Origin of the sequence: Paenarthrobacter sp. NPDC089322, from assembly GCF_040684895.1 — a bacterium.
Classification (GTDB): Bacteria; Actinomycetota; Actinomycetes; order Actinomycetales; family Micrococcaceae; genus Arthrobacter.
In genome coordinates, this window is record NZ_JBFBGW010000008.1 from 83,747 (window position 1) to 98,906 (window position 15,160).

At 61.9% G+C, this 15,160-nt stretch carries 15 protein-coding genes; 7 read left to right on the forward strand and 8 right to left on the reverse strand.

The window, feature by feature from the left end; all coding sequences use genetic code 11:
* Positions 1-12: 12 nt before the first annotated feature.
* From AB0N65_RS10670 to AB0N65_RS10685, 4 genes are read left to right on the forward strand one after another with little or no spacing between them, the layout of a single operon-like run.
* Positions 13-1,410 (forward strand): hypothetical protein, encoded by a 1,398-nt coding sequence (locus AB0N65_RS10670; protein ID WP_364160913.1) that lies wholly within the window; start codon positions 13-15, stop codon positions 1,408-1,410.
* Positions 1,407-2,012 carry an ATP-binding cassette domain-containing protein gene (locus AB0N65_RS10675; RefSeq protein ID WP_364160915.1) on the forward strand — a complete coding sequence of 202 codons (606 nt, stop codon included), beginning with the start codon at positions 1,407-1,409 and terminating at the stop codon, positions 2,010-2,012. Before AB0N65_RS10670 ends, AB0N65_RS10675 begins: the two co-directional genes overlap by 4 nt.
* A complete protein-coding gene (locus AB0N65_RS10680) occupies positions 2,009-2,554 on the forward strand; it encodes a hypothetical protein (RefSeq protein ID WP_364160917.1) in 546 nt (181 codons plus the stop codon). Before AB0N65_RS10675 ends, AB0N65_RS10680 begins: the two co-directional genes overlap by 4 nt.
* A gap of 3 nt (positions 2,555-2,557) precedes the next feature.
* Positions 2,558-3,121 carry a hypothetical protein gene (locus AB0N65_RS10685; RefSeq protein ID WP_364160919.1) on the forward strand — a complete coding sequence of 188 codons (564 nt, stop codon included), beginning with the start codon at positions 2,558-2,560 and terminating at the stop codon, positions 3,119-3,121.
* A gap of 55 nt (positions 3,122-3,176) precedes the next feature.
* On the opposite strand, the gene AB0N65_RS10690 is transcribed toward AB0N65_RS10685, so the two are convergent.
* The 5 genes from AB0N65_RS10690 to AB0N65_RS10710 are packed head-to-tail and all read right to left on the reverse strand — an operon-like array spanning position 3,177 to position 8,541.
* A complete protein-coding gene (locus AB0N65_RS10690) occupies positions 3,177-3,422 on the reverse strand; it encodes a hypothetical protein (protein WP_364160921.1) in 246 nt (81 codons plus the stop codon).
* Between the two features lie 37 nt (positions 3,423-3,459).
* Positions 3,460-5,367: a glycogen debranching N-terminal domain-containing protein gene (locus AB0N65_RS10695; RefSeq protein WP_364160923.1), complete on the reverse strand. Its 1,908-nt coding sequence runs from the start codon at positions 5,365-5,367 to the stop codon at positions 3,460-3,462.
* A complete protein-coding gene (locus tag AB0N65_RS10700) occupies positions 5,364-6,695 on the reverse strand; it encodes a hypothetical protein (RefSeq protein WP_364160925.1) in 1,332 nt (443 codons plus the stop codon). Before AB0N65_RS10700 ends, AB0N65_RS10695 begins: the two co-directional genes overlap by 4 nt.
* Entirely contained in the window at positions 6,695-7,492 is a 798-nt protein-coding gene (locus tag AB0N65_RS10705) for a sugar phosphate isomerase/epimerase family protein (protein ID WP_364160927.1), read from the reverse strand. Before AB0N65_RS10705 ends, AB0N65_RS10700 begins: the two co-directional genes overlap by 1 nt.
* Positions 7,489-8,541 (reverse strand): zinc-binding alcohol dehydrogenase, encoded by a 1,053-nt coding sequence (locus AB0N65_RS10710; RefSeq protein ID WP_364160929.1) that lies wholly within the window; start codon positions 8,539-8,541, stop codon positions 7,489-7,491. The genes AB0N65_RS10705 and AB0N65_RS10710 overlap by 4 nt, the downstream gene beginning before the upstream one ends.
* A 107-nt stretch (positions 8,542-8,648) precedes the next feature.
* On the opposite strand from AB0N65_RS10710, the gene AB0N65_RS10715 reads away from it, so the two are divergent.
* Together AB0N65_RS10715 and AB0N65_RS10720 are read left to right on the forward strand one after the other, a co-directional pair.
* Positions 8,649-9,632 (forward strand): Gfo/Idh/MocA family oxidoreductase, encoded by a 984-nt coding sequence (locus tag AB0N65_RS10715; protein WP_364160931.1) that lies wholly within the window; start codon positions 8,649-8,651, stop codon positions 9,630-9,632.
* The gene (locus tag AB0N65_RS10720) at positions 9,607-10,626 is read left to right on the forward strand and encodes an ROK family protein (protein ID WP_364160933.1); all 1,020 of its coding nucleotides are present in this window, start codon (positions 9,607-9,609) and stop codon (positions 10,624-10,626) included. Before AB0N65_RS10715 ends, AB0N65_RS10720 begins: the two co-directional genes overlap by 26 nt.
* An 11-nt stretch (positions 10,627-10,637) precedes the next feature.
* Here the strand turns inward: AB0N65_RS10720 and AB0N65_RS10725 are convergent, their stop codons facing one another.
* Positions 10,638-12,410: a class I mannose-6-phosphate isomerase gene (locus AB0N65_RS10725; RefSeq protein ID WP_364160935.1), complete on the reverse strand. Its 1,773-nt coding sequence runs from the start codon at positions 12,408-12,410 to the stop codon at positions 10,638-10,640.
* 89 nt (positions 12,411-12,499) lie between these two features.
* Here AB0N65_RS10725 and AB0N65_RS10730 point away from each other — a divergent pair, with 89 nt between their 5' ends.
* The gene (locus tag AB0N65_RS10730) at positions 12,500-13,072 is read left to right on the forward strand and encodes an SGNH/GDSL hydrolase family protein (protein ID WP_364160937.1); all 573 of its coding nucleotides are present in this window, start codon (positions 12,500-12,502) and stop codon (positions 13,070-13,072) included.
* On the opposite strand, the gene AB0N65_RS10735 is transcribed toward AB0N65_RS10730, so the two are convergent.
* Complete coding sequence (locus AB0N65_RS10735) at positions 13,056-14,231, reverse strand: hypothetical protein (RefSeq protein ID WP_364160939.1); 1,176 nt, start codon at positions 14,229-14,231, stop codon at positions 13,056-13,058. The genes AB0N65_RS10730 and AB0N65_RS10735 overlap by 17 nt on opposite strands.
* Positions 14,228-15,157, reverse strand: coding sequence for a carbohydrate ABC transporter permease (locus AB0N65_RS10740; RefSeq protein ID WP_364161039.1), 930 nt, complete (start codon positions 15,155-15,157; stop codon positions 14,228-14,230). Before AB0N65_RS10740 ends, AB0N65_RS10735 begins: the two co-directional genes overlap by 4 nt.
* Positions 15,158-15,160: the final 3 nt, after the last annotated feature.

Below are 15,160 nucleotides of genomic sequence, written 5' to 3' on the forward strand. Positions count from 1 at the left end.
GAGAGGGCCACAATGACTTCACCCGCCGCCGTCCAGCGGCGTGCCCGTGCCGGCACTGTGGCCCTCTTCGGGTGCAAAGCGACGTTCACCAATGAATTCCGGCGGAAATCCCACCGGTTCCAGGACCTGCTCAAGAGCCTGGGCTTCACCGCACGTGCCGCCACGGTCAACGGTTTCGTGGTGGCCGGCCACATGCTGACACTCCTGGTTATCCTCGCAGGGCTGCTGTGGACCCCCGGGCGTGAGGGACTGACTCCGCTGGGTGTCCCGTTCACGACGCCGGAACTTGCCAGCCTTGCGGCGGTACTCCTGGCGGTGGCCCTCCTGCAGTCGCGCCGACGCTTTACCCGCGCCCACCGCAGCTGGGCCGCCGTTTCAGCGCCGTTGGAAGCCGGAATGAGGAGCGGCCTGATCCTGCTGGACGCCGGACTCGCCGTCATGCTTGTTGTGCAGAACCTCCGTTGGTTCGAGCCCGGCAACGTCCTTGCCGCGGGCAGCGTGGTGACTTCCCTGGTACTGGCCGTGTCCCCGATCGGGACCCGCCCGGCCCTTCTACTTGGGGTTGCTTCCGCGATGACAGGGGCGGCTGCGCTGGCGACGAGCCTCCTCCGCGCCCCTTGGCTCGCTGAAGCAGGCGGCCTCGGCGCCGGTGTATTGCCTCAAGTACTGCTGGTGGCGGCTGGTACGGCCGCAGTCGCGGTCCTTACCCCCGCGTGCTACAAATCAACGGCGCACACCTACGCCCTTCGATCCCGCGGGTTACTGATTGACCTCAGCGCCAAATCCGGTGGTGTATTCCTCCTGGCGGGTGCCGCTTTGCCCATCATGGAAGTGACACTTTGGCCATGGACTGCCCCTTTTGTTTCCATTGCATTATTCTTCCTTGGCCTGGTGATGTTCCGCTCGTCTTTTTCGCGGATATCATCTCCTGAAGCCTTGGGTTATGGCCTTTTTCTTGTCCGTTTGGCACCGGACCACATTCGGCCCCTGCTTTTCCGCAGCCTGCTCACATCAGTGGCGATGGTAATTCCACTTATTCTGGTATTGATGCTTTTCTTGTTTATCAATGGTTACCTCCAGGCGGCACTTTTGCTGGGTTCACTCTTCATTCTCGAGACCAGTATTGATGCCCTCATCACCCAGCGGCGGACAGCGGTTCTGCCTGCGTCCCACATCCAGCAATTGGCACAGAAATCCAAAGTCGGCCTGGGGGCGGCGCTCTGCGCCGGTGTGGCAGTCGTCTTTTCAGGCATCCTTGGCGCCGTGACACCCGTGCCCACGGAAAATCCCTGGCTCGGCATGGCAGCCGGCGCCTTGGTGCTGGTGGCCGTCCTGCTGACGGCCATCGTCTTCACCGACGCGCCCGCGTGGTTGCGTGAACTATCGGCGACAGAAACGGAAGAAGCATGAAATCCCTGGCCCGTGTAGACCACGCTTTTGGCGAGCACGTGATCTTCAACGGCACTTCCCTTGAGCTCCCCGACAATGGAGTCGTGGCACTCAGGGGACCCAACGGCTCCGGCAAGACAACCCTGCTCAAGCTGCTGGGCGGCGTCATTGCCACGTCCTGCCAAGAGATACAGGGGTGGAGGAAGGACTACACGGCGGTCTACCTGGACACCGATTACCTGACGCTCGACTATCTGACGGCAGGCGAACTCCTGGATATGGTGCGTCCGCTGACGGGAGATGCGCCGGGGGAACGCGGCCACCAACTCCTGACGGAGCAGATGCTGGCCACCAAAGTCAGCGACCTCTCCCTCGGACAGAGGCAACGGCTGGCCCTCACTGTGGCGTTGGCTCTCCGGCAGGTCGACGTGCTGCTTCTGGATGAGCCCTTAAACGGACTGGACCACGAGGCTTCCGGAACCGCGCGCACCATCATCCGTGAAGCGGGCCAAAGCCGGTTGGTCATCGTGGCAACCCACGAGGATGAGCATTGGACGGATTACGATCTCCTGATCCGCGGCGACCAGGCTGTTGAGTTGAACCGGACAGGGGCACGGCAGTGAACACTGTCCTGGGCCGCAGCACCCCGCGTGCATCCTTCTTCGGCACCCTGCGTGCCCGCTTTCCCCACCTGGGCGTGGACCTGCTGAAGATCTTCGTGGCCTTGGTCTGTGGTGCAGGGTTCGCGTCGCTGTTCCGCTGGGATTCGGGCACCGACGCAACCACGGTGACGGCCCACGGTATCTTTCTTCACAACACTGCCCTGGCCCTCCTGGCACTCTTCCTGACGCAGTACGGTGCCACGGTGATGATGATCCTGAACGGCTTTTGGCTGGGCATGGGCCTGGTAGGCAGTGCCGCCTCAGCGGGTATCCAGCAGACCATGGCGTTGACCGTGGTCCACGTCCCCCTGGAGATCGTCGCGTGGGCACTCACCATCCAAGGCGCGCGTGTCCTGTGGCCTGCCCTGCTTGGGGTGGTCCGGAAGGAATACAGTTGGCGCCGGCTGGTTGCGATGCTGCGTGGCGTCCTGGCTGCACCCATCGTTTTCTACGTTCTGGCGGCCCTGGCCGAGTGGGCCGAACATGCACAACTGGAAAGGTAAGCAATGACCCCCGCGTACCCCGCAACCTCCAACCAGCCCTCACCGCCGGCGGTGAAAAAGATCAACCCGGTGTGGATCATCTGCCTCCTGCTGGCCTACACCGCCGCAGCCCAGGTTGCTGTGGGGTCCGGACTTGACCGGCTGGTGGCTGAGAATGCGGAGTACAACGAGTTCTCCAGCGAGGAAGTGCTGCTCACGTTCCTGCGGGTCGGGGTGATCGTTTGGAGCATTCTTGCCTCCTTCCTGCAGGCCTTGGTCCTCAGGCTCATCTACAAGGGCATTGTCAGGGGACAGTCTCCCACCCTGCGGACCAGTTGGTTGTGGGTGCTCCTGGGCCAGATTCCGTTCATGCTCACTGTGCTCGTCATGGGCCTGTTCCTGCAGCCCGACGCCATCGGCCTCCTCGGCCAGGCCTGGCTCCGCATCCTGTTCGGCGCCGTGGGAGCTGCCATCTACGTGGGATGTGCCCGCAAAGCACTCGGCGCGTCCAAGGGACGACTCGCTGTGCTCTTCGCCATCGTCACCATCGTCAACTCAGTCCTGCTGGTGGCCGGCGGTTCAGCCTGACACGGCCTGACCGATCAATGCCTGGCATGTATTGGACCTGCGGGATCAATGACACTCACGGGAGGACGCGGGCATACACTCCGGCCGCTTTCTCCACTATCCGACGCTCCACGGCGCCCTCGAAAGCGAGCCACAAGACCAGCCCGTCGGGCGTCACCGCATCAACAATGCCGCGGTCCATGACGAAGCCCCGTTGATGGACCTCTATGGTGAGACCCTTCAATCCGGTCCAGTCGTCCACCGGCTGCCAAAAGACAACCTCTCCTGGCTGTCCCGGTGCAAGCAATTGGGGGTGATCCATCTACTTTCCCTCTGGGTTTTCCGGTTGCCGATGGCTTCTAGAGAGAGTCCCGGTTCGGGGAAGAAAGCCGATCCGCCGACAGGCCTGCGGCCGCTGCCCAAGCCTGTGGCGACCCTGCATGGTGATACTTCAAGGGCGTGGCAAAATCTGCCTTGGAAAAGCCACCAAAGAGCTCAGGCAGGGAGTTTCCGAAGTGTCCTGCCGCTTCCCGCATGCCATCGGCAATCCTGCTCGCCTCATGCATGAACCCGTACGCTGCCATTCCCTCAGCCGCCAGCATCGTGTCGTGCGGCCAGACTGAGCCGTTGTGGTACGACATCGGGTGATAGTAGTGCTGTCCCGCGGCCAACGTCCGGATCCCCCAACCGGTGAAAAAGTCGTCCGCCATGAGCCGTGTTGTCACGGCGCAGGCATCGTCTTCATCCAGAATTCCAGCCCAGAGGAGATGCCCGGCATTGGAGGCCAAGGCATCAACCTGATCGTTGTTCCCATCCAGGGCCATCGCCGGGAAGTTATGCCTTTCCATCCAGAAGGCCTCGCGGAACCTCTTTCGGAGGTCATCCGCAACCCTGGACAGCTTTCTCGCCCAGCCGTTGTCGTCCCAGAATTCAGCGGCTATGAGGGCACATTCGTGAAGTCCGCGCCACGTATAGCCCTGTACTTCGGCCAGTGCTATGGAGCCAACGGGTTCACGACCGTCCGCCCCTGCAACGGCGTCAAAGGAGTCCTTCCACCCCTGGTGGAGCAGGCCGTTGGGATCGGGGGTGTAGCGGACGAAACCCGTAGTTTCCAGGCCACTCTGTTCACAGATCCAGCCGACCGCGGCCCGTGCCGCAGGCTCAAGCTCGCGAAGCAACTTTGGATCATCCACATGTCCAAGTGCCATGAGGAACAACGCGGTGGAATCAACGGTTCCGTAGTATCGCGAGTATGGAACGGCACCAAGATGGGCCAGTTCACTCACCCGCACCTCATGAACGATTTTTCCGGGCTGTTCGAGGCGTTGGGCATGGTGGACCGTGCCCTGCGTGGCCGCGAGCGCCCGAAGGACATCGCCCAGCAATCCGGGACGTTCCTTGCGTGCCAGCATCGACGTTAGAAGGGAGTCCCTGCCGAACAACGTAAGGAACCAAGGCAGGCCCGCCGCAGGTATGGTGAGACCGGGCAGAGCAGGGCACGGCATCAGCAGGGAGTCGAGGTCCTTACGGCTTTGCAGCCCCAAAGCGCTGGTGCCATTCCCGGCCGTCTCAACCCGTAACGGCTCTGCCAGGCGCGGGGGTGCGTCTTCAACGGTTGCGCTGATAACCAGTTTGTGGCTCTCCCCTGCGGGTATCGTCAGGCTCCATGTCATCACGACACCCACGAACCGCTCGCCTGGATCGTCCTCCAAAACCTTGGGCACCGGGCTCCCCACGAGATGTACGCCGGCTTGGAAGGTGAGTTCATTGAGCGTGTGCGAGTACCGCATAGTGACGGTCTGGTCATCGAAGATCTCCACACGGGCTGCGGCTCCAGCGAGGTCGAACTGCCTACCGTCCGTTCTCAGGGCGAACTGGTCCGCGAAGTCAGTCCCTGCCCTCAGAACCACCTGAACTGCGGCGGCTTCCCGTCCCAGGTTGCGGATCTCAACTGTCTCGGTCAGACCCGACGCAGCCAGTTCCTGCTTTCGCACTGCAAGGATGCTGTGGGTTTGATTCCTCTCTGACATGGGAACCAGCGCCGTGGTCCGGCTTCCTGGTTCGCGAAGGTTTCCCACCGCCCACAAGCTGGCTTCGTCGATCTCCAACAACCACCGTGACAGGATCCGCGTGTCACCTACGTACAGCCCTTCCGTTCCGACGCCGGGCAAGTCGCGGCTGCCGATCCCACCGTCTGCGGGGCCGCGCATCATTGCCCCGCGGGCGACGAGAACTGACACTGCTGAGGGTGGGGCCGTGCTGGTCATTGCATGCTCCGATCGGTTGCAGCTTCCAACGCCAGCGCGGCAGTCCAGCTGAATTTGCGGGTCCCGTGTGCAGCTCCCGTCCAGGGGTCCACGTACTCCGGGAAATCGTGGGAGGCGGCGAGGAGCCAGATGTTGTTTCGCAGGGCCTTCGCTTCGTCCGTTCGGCCGAGGCCATCCAGCGCCTCAGCGATCATCCAGGACATGTTGAACCACGCTGGGCCACGCCAATACAACGCAGGATCATGGTCGCTGGCTGTCGCGTCATAGCTGGGCACCATCACGGCACCCGAGCCCATGAAGCGTGGGCCGGTAAGAGTATCAAGAAGGTTTCCCGCCCGGGAGTTTCCAGGCAGCAGCAACGGGATAAGGCCGTTGATAGTGGCCTTGCGTACAAGTGTTCCGTCCGTGGCGTCCCTGGCCGCGTAGCAACCCAATTCCGGGATGAACAGCTCATCCAATGCGGCTACAAGGGACTGCGCGCGCTGCACGTGGACACTCGACGGGAAGCCCAAGTCCTGGGCGATGTCAGCCAAAGCGTACTCAGAAAGTGCCCACAGTGTGTTGAATAGCGGGTCTTCAAGGAGGAACGGGTAGTTGGGATCGACGTCGTCGCATCGGTGGTCCCGGTACCGCTCAGCCAGCCAGAAGTACTTCGCGTACTCCTTCTGGCTGGGGCGCTCCCCCGCGTCTGCATGCTGAAGGTCCGGGCGGTGTAACGGTGTCCGACAATCCGTAGGGATGCGCTGCATGGCGGAATCCCACAGCGGCGAGTTGTCTGTTCCGGACTCCCATGGATGGACGATGCACGCCAGTCCGGACCCGCCGCGGTTGCGGCGTTCCACCAAGTAGTTGTGCCATGCCAGGAGTTTGGGATAACTGCGCTCAAGGAAGGCCCGACGGCGGGACTCACCTGGATCTGCTTGGTGGATCTTCCATACGGCCCAGGCGTGGTTGGGCGGCTGGACGAATCCGGCCGTCTCCACTTTCGCGGGAGCGCCTTCCAGACTGGTGGACTGCCAAAAGGCAGCACCCGGTGCATAGTCTTCGTCCCGATGGGGATCGAAAATAATCTGCGGCAACCGACCATCCGGCCACTGGCCAGCGAAAAGGGCATCCATCTCCTGGCCCGCCCGCCTGGGAGACAAGAGGCTGAGGCCGACGGCAATGAACGATGAGTCCCAGCTCCACTGGTGCGGGTAGAGCCCGGAGGCAGGCAGCGTGTGGCTCCTCCTCCAATTGGCTTCGAGGACAGCCGTGGCACGGGCGGTTGCCACCGCGGGCGTGATCATGTCGATGTCATCCGCAAGCCCGCCATCCCTGCCCGCCACTACAGATACCGCCCCAAGAGCGAGGGCACCCGCGGCAGCACTTCCTCGGCCGGTCCGGAAAGGCGGGACTCGACGGCCACTGTTCCCTCATAACCGATGGATTTCAGGGTGGCCCCAAAGAGGGCCCAATCGATATTGCCGGCACCAGGTTCCAGCCGGTTCGAGTCACTGGCCTGGATGTGCCCGACGTGAACTACGGCCTCCTGCAGTGCCGCCGCCGGATCACTTTCTTCAATGTTCATGTGATAAGTGTCCGGAGCAAGACGTACAGAAGGCAGCCCAACCAACCCCAACAGCCGGATGCCATCTGCAAGCCGGTTAATCATGTGGTCTTCGTAGCGGTTCAGGGGCTCAAGATAGATCTCTACGCCTTCCGATGCGGCATGCTCACCCAGCGTCGTGAGTGCCTCAACAAGCACCGCGGTATCCTCTTCCTCCGTGCGCGGAGGAACGAACGGTGGGAGGCGTTTGGAAAACATTCCGTAGGACGCCGGCGTCATCACGCCACGGCCACCGATATCCGCCATGACGCTGATCTGGGACTTCAGTTGCCGTACCGCGTCCTCCCTGAGCGATTCATCGAAGGCACCAATGAAGTGGGTCATGTCCACGCAGGCCGTCGGCATCACCACGCCGGCGGCATGGGCCCTCTTCAGGTCCCCCAGCCTGCCGGCAAAGTGGAAGTCACCGCGGGAGCGCAACTCGATTCCATCGAAGCCCCACGCCAGTGCCTGCTCGAACTTTTCCTCCAGGGAGTTCCCGGGAAGGTGTTGTTCCTGAACGGTGATCAGTGTCATGAGAACTCCAATACGACCTGAAGGGCCGAGCCGGGCTGCGTATCCAGCAACCGATAGGCATCAGCAGAGCCAGCCAAAGGAAACTTGTGTGTTACCAGCGAAGGTACGTCCACCATTCCGCCGGACAGGAGGTCAACTACGGTGTCCTGGATGCGGTCGACAGTCCAGCGCGGCCGGAGCCGGTTGGGAACCGATCCAATTTGCGAAGCAAGAAGCTGCACACGGTTGTGGTGGAACTCCTCACCGAAAAAGACCCCTTCGGCTCCTCCTTGGTAGAAGCCCGCCGCCACCACTGTGCCGTCCGGGCCCACCGCACGCGTGGCTTCGTGCAGCCCCTTGTAATTGCCGCTGAGTTCAATTGCGACGTCGGTCCCTCCACCGTCCGTCAGCTCCCGAATGTGGGCGGCCAACATCTCCGACGGCGCAAGGGAATGCGCAGCACCCCATTCCAAGGAACGTTGCCGGCGGTTGTCGATGCCATCCACCGTGATGACTTTGGCACCGTTCAACACGGCGAATCTGGTAGCGAGCAACCCAATGACGCCTTGGCCGAAAATTGCCACGGTTGACCCAGGCCCTAGGTCCGCGGCCAGCACTGCGTTGAGGGCTATTGCTCCAACCCGGACGAATGCTCCGGCAAGGGGATCCATTCCGGCCGGAAGCACGTGGCCGCGAAGAGCCTCCGCAGTCAACACGCCTTCCTCCCGGTGCCCCCAGACGCCCCACACGATGTCGCCCGGTTTCACAGGAGGGGTGCCGCTCCCAGGCGACAAGGCGGGCGCTATCTCAACAACCTCGCCGACTTCCGAGTAGCCCCAAGCGTCCAAGGGATAGTTGAGACCGCTTTGCCCCGCTTCAAACAGCCGGGTTGACGGGTTCCAGGACGACGTGAGGTAGGGGTTGGTTCCCCGATAGGCCGTCATTTCAGTTCCGGCGGAAATCCCGGAGTAGAGCGTCCGTACCCGTACTTGTCCGTTATCGAGCGCTGGTGAGGGGGCGTCCACGATGTCCACGGTGTGCGGCGCAGCGATTCTGAGGAAGCGTGACACTTCGCATCGGTCCTTAGGTTGTCAAAAATGTGATGTAATCGACATTAGCACTATTTCTAGTCAGATTCTGTATAGACATTATGCATAAGTTGGAATAGCGTCGATCCATGAGCCCTGAACTTTCCGCGCGTGCCGCCTCCCAGGAACCCACTCCGGTAAAAATCGGGCTCGTGGGAGCCGGGCAATGGGCCGCAACCATGCACGCCCCGCTGCACGCGGCGGGGGCCGAAACCCGGCTCACAGGAATCTGGTCCCCAGGAAGCAGGCACAACGCCGCCCGGCTCGCCAAGGAATTCGGCGTTTGCGCTTTCGACTCCTACGAGGAACTCCTTGCTTGCAGCGAGGCCGTGGACTTTGCCGTCCCGCCAACTGTTCAAGCTGACCTTGCACCGCAGGCGGCCGACGCCGGTCTGGGCTTGCTTCTGGAGAAACCACTCGGTGTTTCACTGGCACAAGCCACCAGGGTTGCCGATGCGATAAGGCGCAACGGATCGGCCAACGCCGTCGTCCTGACCAAGCGCTACCACGCCCGCACCCGGCAGTTCGTCACCGCCGTCGCGGATCTTCGAGCCAAGGGACCGGTGGCCGGAGTAACCGGCACATACCTGCATGGCGGGTTCCTGGAGGCCGGATTCCTGACCGGCAAGGAGAGAAATGGGTGGCGAAGCGAGTACGGCGCGCTCTACGATCTTGGCCCTCACCTGTTGGACCTCATGGAGCTTGCAGCCGGTCCCGTGGTTGCCGTGCGCACCGACGGCACCAATACCTACACTGCTCTAACAACACACCATGCCGACGGTGCCACGAGCCAGGCAGTGCTCTCTGGTTCTGTGACAGGGCCGTCGGCAACTACTACCTTGAACGTCCATTCGCCCGTTGGAAGCCTTGAGTACAGCACGCGGGGCATGGATCACAGCGAATGCTGGCCGGCGCTTCGCCGGGAATTCGCCGAGGCCGTGCGTCATGGAACTCCCCCTACCGTAGACGTGGAACGCGCCCTCATCATCCAGGAAATTGTGGAAGCCGCCGCCCTCTCAGCCAAGGAACACCGTCAGGTATGGGTTGATGAAGTGCGCAACGGCGGGAGGTAAAGCCATGGTTGTGTGGCTGGCTGAGCCAACAGCGGTGCCGGTCCTGGAAATCGGCGGAACACACGTCACCGCTGCCTTGGTACGCCGGCCCGCCCATGGGCCGGTAACCCGGTGTTGGCATGTCTTGGCTGGCAGTGTGGTGCGCAATTCCCTTGATGCGCAGGGGTCCGCTGACAACCTCCTGGCAGCTTTCGCCTCAGCTGCAAATGCCTTGGGAAATGAGCACACAGGCAGGTGGGGAATAGCCTTGCCGGGGCCGTTCGATTACCGGCGCGGAGTTGGACAGTACCAGCACGTTGGCAAGTTCGAGAATCTGCGTGGCATTGATGTTCGTGCCGAATTGACTGCGCGCCTCGATCACACGCCGATGGCCATGGTCTTCCTGAACGATGCTCACGCATTCGGGATTGGGGCCGGCGCCCACAGCCGAACCCCCTCCAGGTCAGCCATGGCCGGACGAACAGTGTGCATCACCTTGGGAACAGGCATAGGTTCCTCCTTTCTCGAGGGCGGCCTGCCTGTTACGGCCGGACCAGGTGTTCCTCCTGACGGACATTGCCACCGCATCGGGTTCCAGGGGCGTCCGTTGGAGGAAACTGCATCCAGGCGTGCGATTCGCCGGGCTTACGCTGCGTCCTCGGGACTCATCGCCCGCCATGCTGATGACAGGCAGGCCGCCGAATGCCGCGACATGCCCGATGTCCACAACATCGCACGGTTGGCCCGGGGAGGAGACTCCGTAGCCACCGCAGTGTGGGAGCATGCCTTCGTTTCCCTCGGCGCTGCAATAGGTCCCTACATCAACGAATTTGGGGCTCAGGAACTCCTCGTTGGAGGGTCCATGACGGCGTCATGGGACATCCTGGAGCCAGCCCTGCGGCAAGGGCTCACCTTGGCGGAGGCGGGCTTGCGTCAGCTTCCAGTCGTCAGATTCGACGGTTCCGAAGAGGCAAGCCTCGTGGGTGCGGCTATCTGGGCAGCCCGTACGCCATGACCGGCTGTCAGCTACGCGCCCACAATTGCGGCTGGCAGGCCGGTCGCGGTCCCGCGAACATACGCCTTGACTGTGGCAAGCCGTTGGGTGGGTCCACGGCCCCAGGGACGGATGGTGTAAGCACCCACAGACGCCGGGACGATGAAAGTCTCGGCGTAATGGACAACAAAGGGTGCGAACTTGCCTTCCGGGCTTTCCACCACTGCCTCTTCGCCCTCCACCAGGTTCAGGACGTTGACCGTACCGTTGGTGTCGTGCCGGACGACGTCGGTGAACCAGTGCCTACGGACCTCAATGAACTCGAGCTCATGCAGTCCGGTCCGCTCTTCACTCCATCCGGGCCCGGATCCGACTGGCTCCACTTGGTGGAGGAGTTCCTTTTCTGCCCAGTCCGTGTTGCGGTCCCACTGGATGTTGCGGCTCGCGTGGTCCACATGGACAGGGCGTGGGAGACCGTCCAAACCCAACCGGTCCCAGTCCCACATTTTGAACGTGAAGATGTACGGCGTCGCAGAAATTTCCAACACCATCGAATCGGCACCGGAGCAGTGCACTGTGCCCGCCGGTATGGAGAAATGGTCGTGTTTCCTGGCGGGAAACGCGTTAACGTAACGCTCCGCGGGAAACGGAGTTCCGCCGTCGGACGCTTCTTGAAGAGCCGCAATCATGGCGGCAGGTTCCGTCCCGGTCTTGAGTCCCAAGTACACCACGGCGTTTTCGGAGCAATCCATCAGGTAGTAGCTCTCGTCCTGGGTGTAGGTCATTCCAAACCGGTCCTGGATGTAGTCGGTCAACGGATGGACCTGCAGGGACAAATTGCCGCCGCCCATGGTGTCAAGCATGTCGAAGCGGATGGGAAACTCAGCACCGAACCTGGCAAAAGTCTTGGCACCCAAGAGTGCCACAGGCTGAGCGAAGACCACGTCCAGCGCGGGAAGTTCCACAATCTCTCCGCCGACATCCAGGAGCACGCTGTTTTCCTCGGGCACGCAATCGAAGCACCAGGCAAAGTTGTCTTGATCGCTGTCCAGTCCAAAGACCTTCCTCATCCATTGGCCACCCCAAACGCCCGGATCGAAGAAGGGCACCACCCGGAACGGCGCGGCCGCCGCAGCCTCCATGCCCCGATGGAAAGCGTCCCCTGTTATGAGTTTGGCTTCCCGCACGCTCCGGTTGGTGTCCAGGACATAGTCGACGTCGGGCATCAGCTGGCGCTTGTGGCGGTCGGCTACGCGCCACTCAACAAAGAAGCTCCTCTTGTACTTACGAAGGTTGTCATCGTTCCCGTTATCGCATCGCCAGTTGGGGGCACCTGCCCGCTGACGTTGCTGCAGCTCCCAGCGAGCCATGTCAGCCAGGACGAGAACCCGGTCAGCGAGAGGCACCAAGGCAGCGCCCCAGCCAAGCAACACCGTGCGGGGACCCGCTACGGCTACTTCCCTCGCGATCTCCTCCAGCTTCTCCTGGTGGTAGAAGTCCGGCAGAGTGTGATGGCTCATGACGCCGAAGACCCGGTCATCGGTCAGGTTCGCCGCGATGAGAGCATCAATTTCAGAGATGTCCCGAGCCCCGGCTTCCTCAACGTTCACCACCCTGTGATCCGGAAGTACCTCCTCAATGAAAGCCTGAAGGCCTTCCACGTCCGCGCCCGGGTAGGTGTCCACAACAATCGGTTTGCTGCCGGCACGGGAGAGCTCGTGCCATGCGTCTTCACCCGACCACGCCCCAGGCTGTCCGGGGACGACGATTGTGGGGAATTTGTTGTAGTAGCTGGTGGGATTCATTCTCTTCCGTTCGCGAAGGGGAAACTGATCGCCCCTGCTGCACCTCGGTGCAGTGCAGGGGAAGCAACAAGGGAAAGGGTTGGCATTCGATGAAAAAGCTGGTCTGTTATGGGCATTCCTGGGTGGCCGGGGACGGTGCTTCCTTCCCTGGTGCCTCGTTGGCGGCCATTGTGTCCCGGCGATGGGGTTTGGCGTTGGACAATCGCGCGGTAGGCGGAAGCAGCAGCACCGAGACTGTTTCCTTGCTGCAGTCCGCGCCGCCACCCGTGGCGTCCGCATACATCCTGATGACGGGCCTCAACGATCTTCGGCTCGGCGGAGACTCCAGCTCGTCCTTTGGCCTGTACTCAGGGGCTTTGGACACCATCCTCACCGCCTTGGGCACCACGGCGCCCCTTGCCCGCGTTTTTGTGGTCGCTCAGCCGCACCTCCTCGACTTCAGCCGCCACGCCCCGCACAACCGAGGTTCGAATCTCCTCATAGACACTTACAACGAGGAACTCCGGCGCGTCGTCGCGCGCTATGGGAACGCCAGGGTTGTGGAGGCCATGGGGTGGCAGCCTTCTTCGATGCTGGCAACGGATACGGTCCATCCCAACGACTCCGGCCATGCGTGCATTGCGGACGCAGTGGTGCATGCTGCCCCTACTGCATTCCGATGACGAGGCCCGCCCAGCTCTGGGGAACGGCTCCCAGGCCCCGCCCGACTTCGGGGTTCCAGTACTCTGCGAACCCGCTTGCTGCAACGCCGGCCGCCGTGGCCTTCTTGAGCCTTTGCACCGTTCCTTCCATGCCATGACGCTGCGCCGCCAGGGTGAAGAGATAGTTCAGGGGAGGCCATGCCGGGCCCCGCCAGTACATGTCCGGCTGGTAGGCGACGTGCGCTCTCACCACGTTGGAAGGGCCAAAGGGAGCGTGGAACCTGGAAGGATCGTCCAGTTGCTGCAGTGCCGCCTGTGCCTTCACAGCGTCGGCCGTGACCAGCGCGCCCATCACACCGTCACTGATCGGTATGCTGGCAGACGCTCCTCCGCCCACTACGGCGAGATCGGACCAGAGTCGCTCATCTTCGTTCCACAAAAACGCATCCATGCTGTCAGCCAATTCGGCAGCCTTGGCCTCAAGCCGTTGGTCTTCAGTGACGGCGGCCAGCTCGCGGAAATTGAAGGCTGTGTAGGCGTTGAACGCCGCCGGACAGACCACAAATGCGGATGACCAGACTCCCGAACCATCCGGACCGAAGCTGACGTCCCTCATCCGATCCTTGTTCCACGCCGTCCTGGCTTGCCTGTCGTAGCCATCTTTTGTGGGGCCGGGAGCACCCCAACTGTCCCAACGTGGCGAGTGGTCATTACCCGCTTCCCAGGGATGGACAACGTAGATGAGCCCATCCTTGGTTCTCCTGTTATCCCAGAGCCAGTCGAGCCCCGCCTTCGCCTTGGCCAGCACGGATGGTGCGACCGTGATTCCGGCTTCCATGACCACGCGCACTGCATGGCCGAACATTGGCGGCTGCGTCAGTGAAGACGTCTTCTCCAAAGGACCGAGCCACGTGTCCGGCCCTGCTGCTCCGTAGCGCATATGCGGCACCATTCCACCGGCGAGCTGGCCCGTGAGTACTGCCTCGAGTTCCCGGGCAGCGCGGACGTCGCCAAGAAGCGCCCAAATAACGGCGTGAAAACACGAGTCCCATAGCCACAGATGTGGGTACGTGGCTGGGTTGGGCACGGAGTATCCGAGGTCCGCTCGCCAGTGCGACTCCATCATGTCGCGGACTACCTTGGCCATGGACCAAGTCGTCTCAAGGTCCGGCATCGTCATCCCTTCTCCGCCCCGGCTGTCAGCCCCTCGGTAAGGAGTCGCTCCGAGGCGAAGAAGATGACGATGATGGGAAGTGTCAGCACCACGGAGCCTGCCATCAGCACGGTGGTGGGAACCTCGATGCTGCCGGCCAGTTGGGACAGACCAAGCGACACAGTCCAACTGTCCCTCGAGTTCACGAGGAAGAGCAGCGCGAACAAGAACTCATTCCACGCGATCATGAAAACAAACAAAGCGTTCGAGATGATGGCGGGCATGGCCAGCGGCAGGCTGATCCGGAACAAAGTGCCCAACCGGCTGCAACCATCCAAGGCTGCCGCTTCCTCCAAGCTGGTGGGGATCGTATCGAAGTAATTGCGCAGCATGTAGATGGTCACGGGAATGACCTGGGCAACGTAAACGATCAGTAGTGCTACCAGTTGTCCGCGAAGTCCCGCACGCGTAAAGAAGGTGAACAAGGGGATTGCCAACAGGATGCTGGGAAATAGATAGACGGCAAGGAACAGGGCGCTGACTTGCCGACGACCGAAGAAGTCCAACCGGCTGATGGCGTAAGAGCCCGGAATGGCCACGATCAAGGAGATCAACACCGTACCGACGGCCACAATTGCGCTGTTGCCCATGAACTGGAGGAAGCCTTGCCCGCCGTCAGCCTGAGGCGTCAAAATACTGAGGTAAGCCCCAAGATCCAGCTCATTGAAGGGTATGACCAGCGAGCCAGGATCTCGTAAGAGCGCGTCCAAAGGCTTCATGGACAAAATAACCATGTAGTAGAACGGGAAGAGGGTCACGAGCAACAAGCCGGCGATGACTACCCAGCGGAGGCCGCCGAAAATCTTGTTCTCGACAACATCCCGACTCCAGCGGGAGACAGGCCGATTCGGCAATGGCGATGCTTGGCGCTTGGTGGCTACCGGGGCTGTCATCAC

Excerpts from the sequence above, each read along its gene's own strand:
- AB0N65_RS10705 (WP_364160927.1), bottom strand. The coding sequence starts at position 7,492 with ATGACACTGATCACCGTTCAGGAACAACACCTTCCCGGGAACTCCCTG.
- AB0N65_RS10670 (WP_364160913.1), top strand. The coding sequence starts at position 13 with ATGACTTCACCCGCCGCCGTCCAGCGGCGTGCCCGTGCCGGCACTGTG.
- AB0N65_RS10740 (WP_364161039.1), bottom strand. The coding sequence starts at position 15,157 with ATGACAGCCCCGGTAGCCACCAAGCGCCAAGCATCGCCATTGCCGAAT.
- AB0N65_RS10730 (WP_364160937.1), top strand. The coding sequence starts at position 12,500 with ATGAAAAAGCTGGTCTGTTATGGGCATTCCTGGGTGGCCGGGGACGGT.
- AB0N65_RS10725 (WP_364160935.1), bottom strand. The coding sequence starts at position 12,410 with ATGAATCCCACCAGCTACTACAACAAATTCCCCACAATCGTCGTCCCC.
- AB0N65_RS10715 (WP_364160931.1), top strand. The coding sequence starts at position 8,649 with ATGAGCCCTGAACTTTCCGCGCGTGCCGCCTCCCAGGAACCCACTCCG.
- AB0N65_RS10720 (WP_364160933.1), top strand. The coding sequence starts at position 9,607 with ATGAAGTGCGCAACGGCGGGAGGTAAAGCCATGGTTGTGTGGCTGGCT.
- AB0N65_RS10675 (WP_364160915.1), top strand. The coding sequence starts at position 1,407 with ATGAAATCCCTGGCCCGTGTAGACCACGCTTTTGGCGAGCACGTGATC.
- AB0N65_RS10735 (WP_364160939.1), bottom strand. The coding sequence starts at position 14,231 with ATGACGATGCCGGACCTTGAGACGACTTGGTCCATGGCCAAGGTAGTC.
- AB0N65_RS10690 (WP_364160921.1), bottom strand. The coding sequence starts at position 3,422 with ATGGATCACCCCCAATTGCTTGCACCGGGACAGCCAGGAGAGGTTGTC.
- AB0N65_RS10685 (WP_364160919.1), top strand. The coding sequence starts at position 2,558 with ATGACCCCCGCGTACCCCGCAACCTCCAACCAGCCCTCACCGCCGGCG.
- AB0N65_RS10695 (WP_364160923.1), bottom strand. The coding sequence starts at position 5,367 with ATGACCAGCACGGCCCCACCCTCAGCAGTGTCAGTTCTCGTCGCCCGC.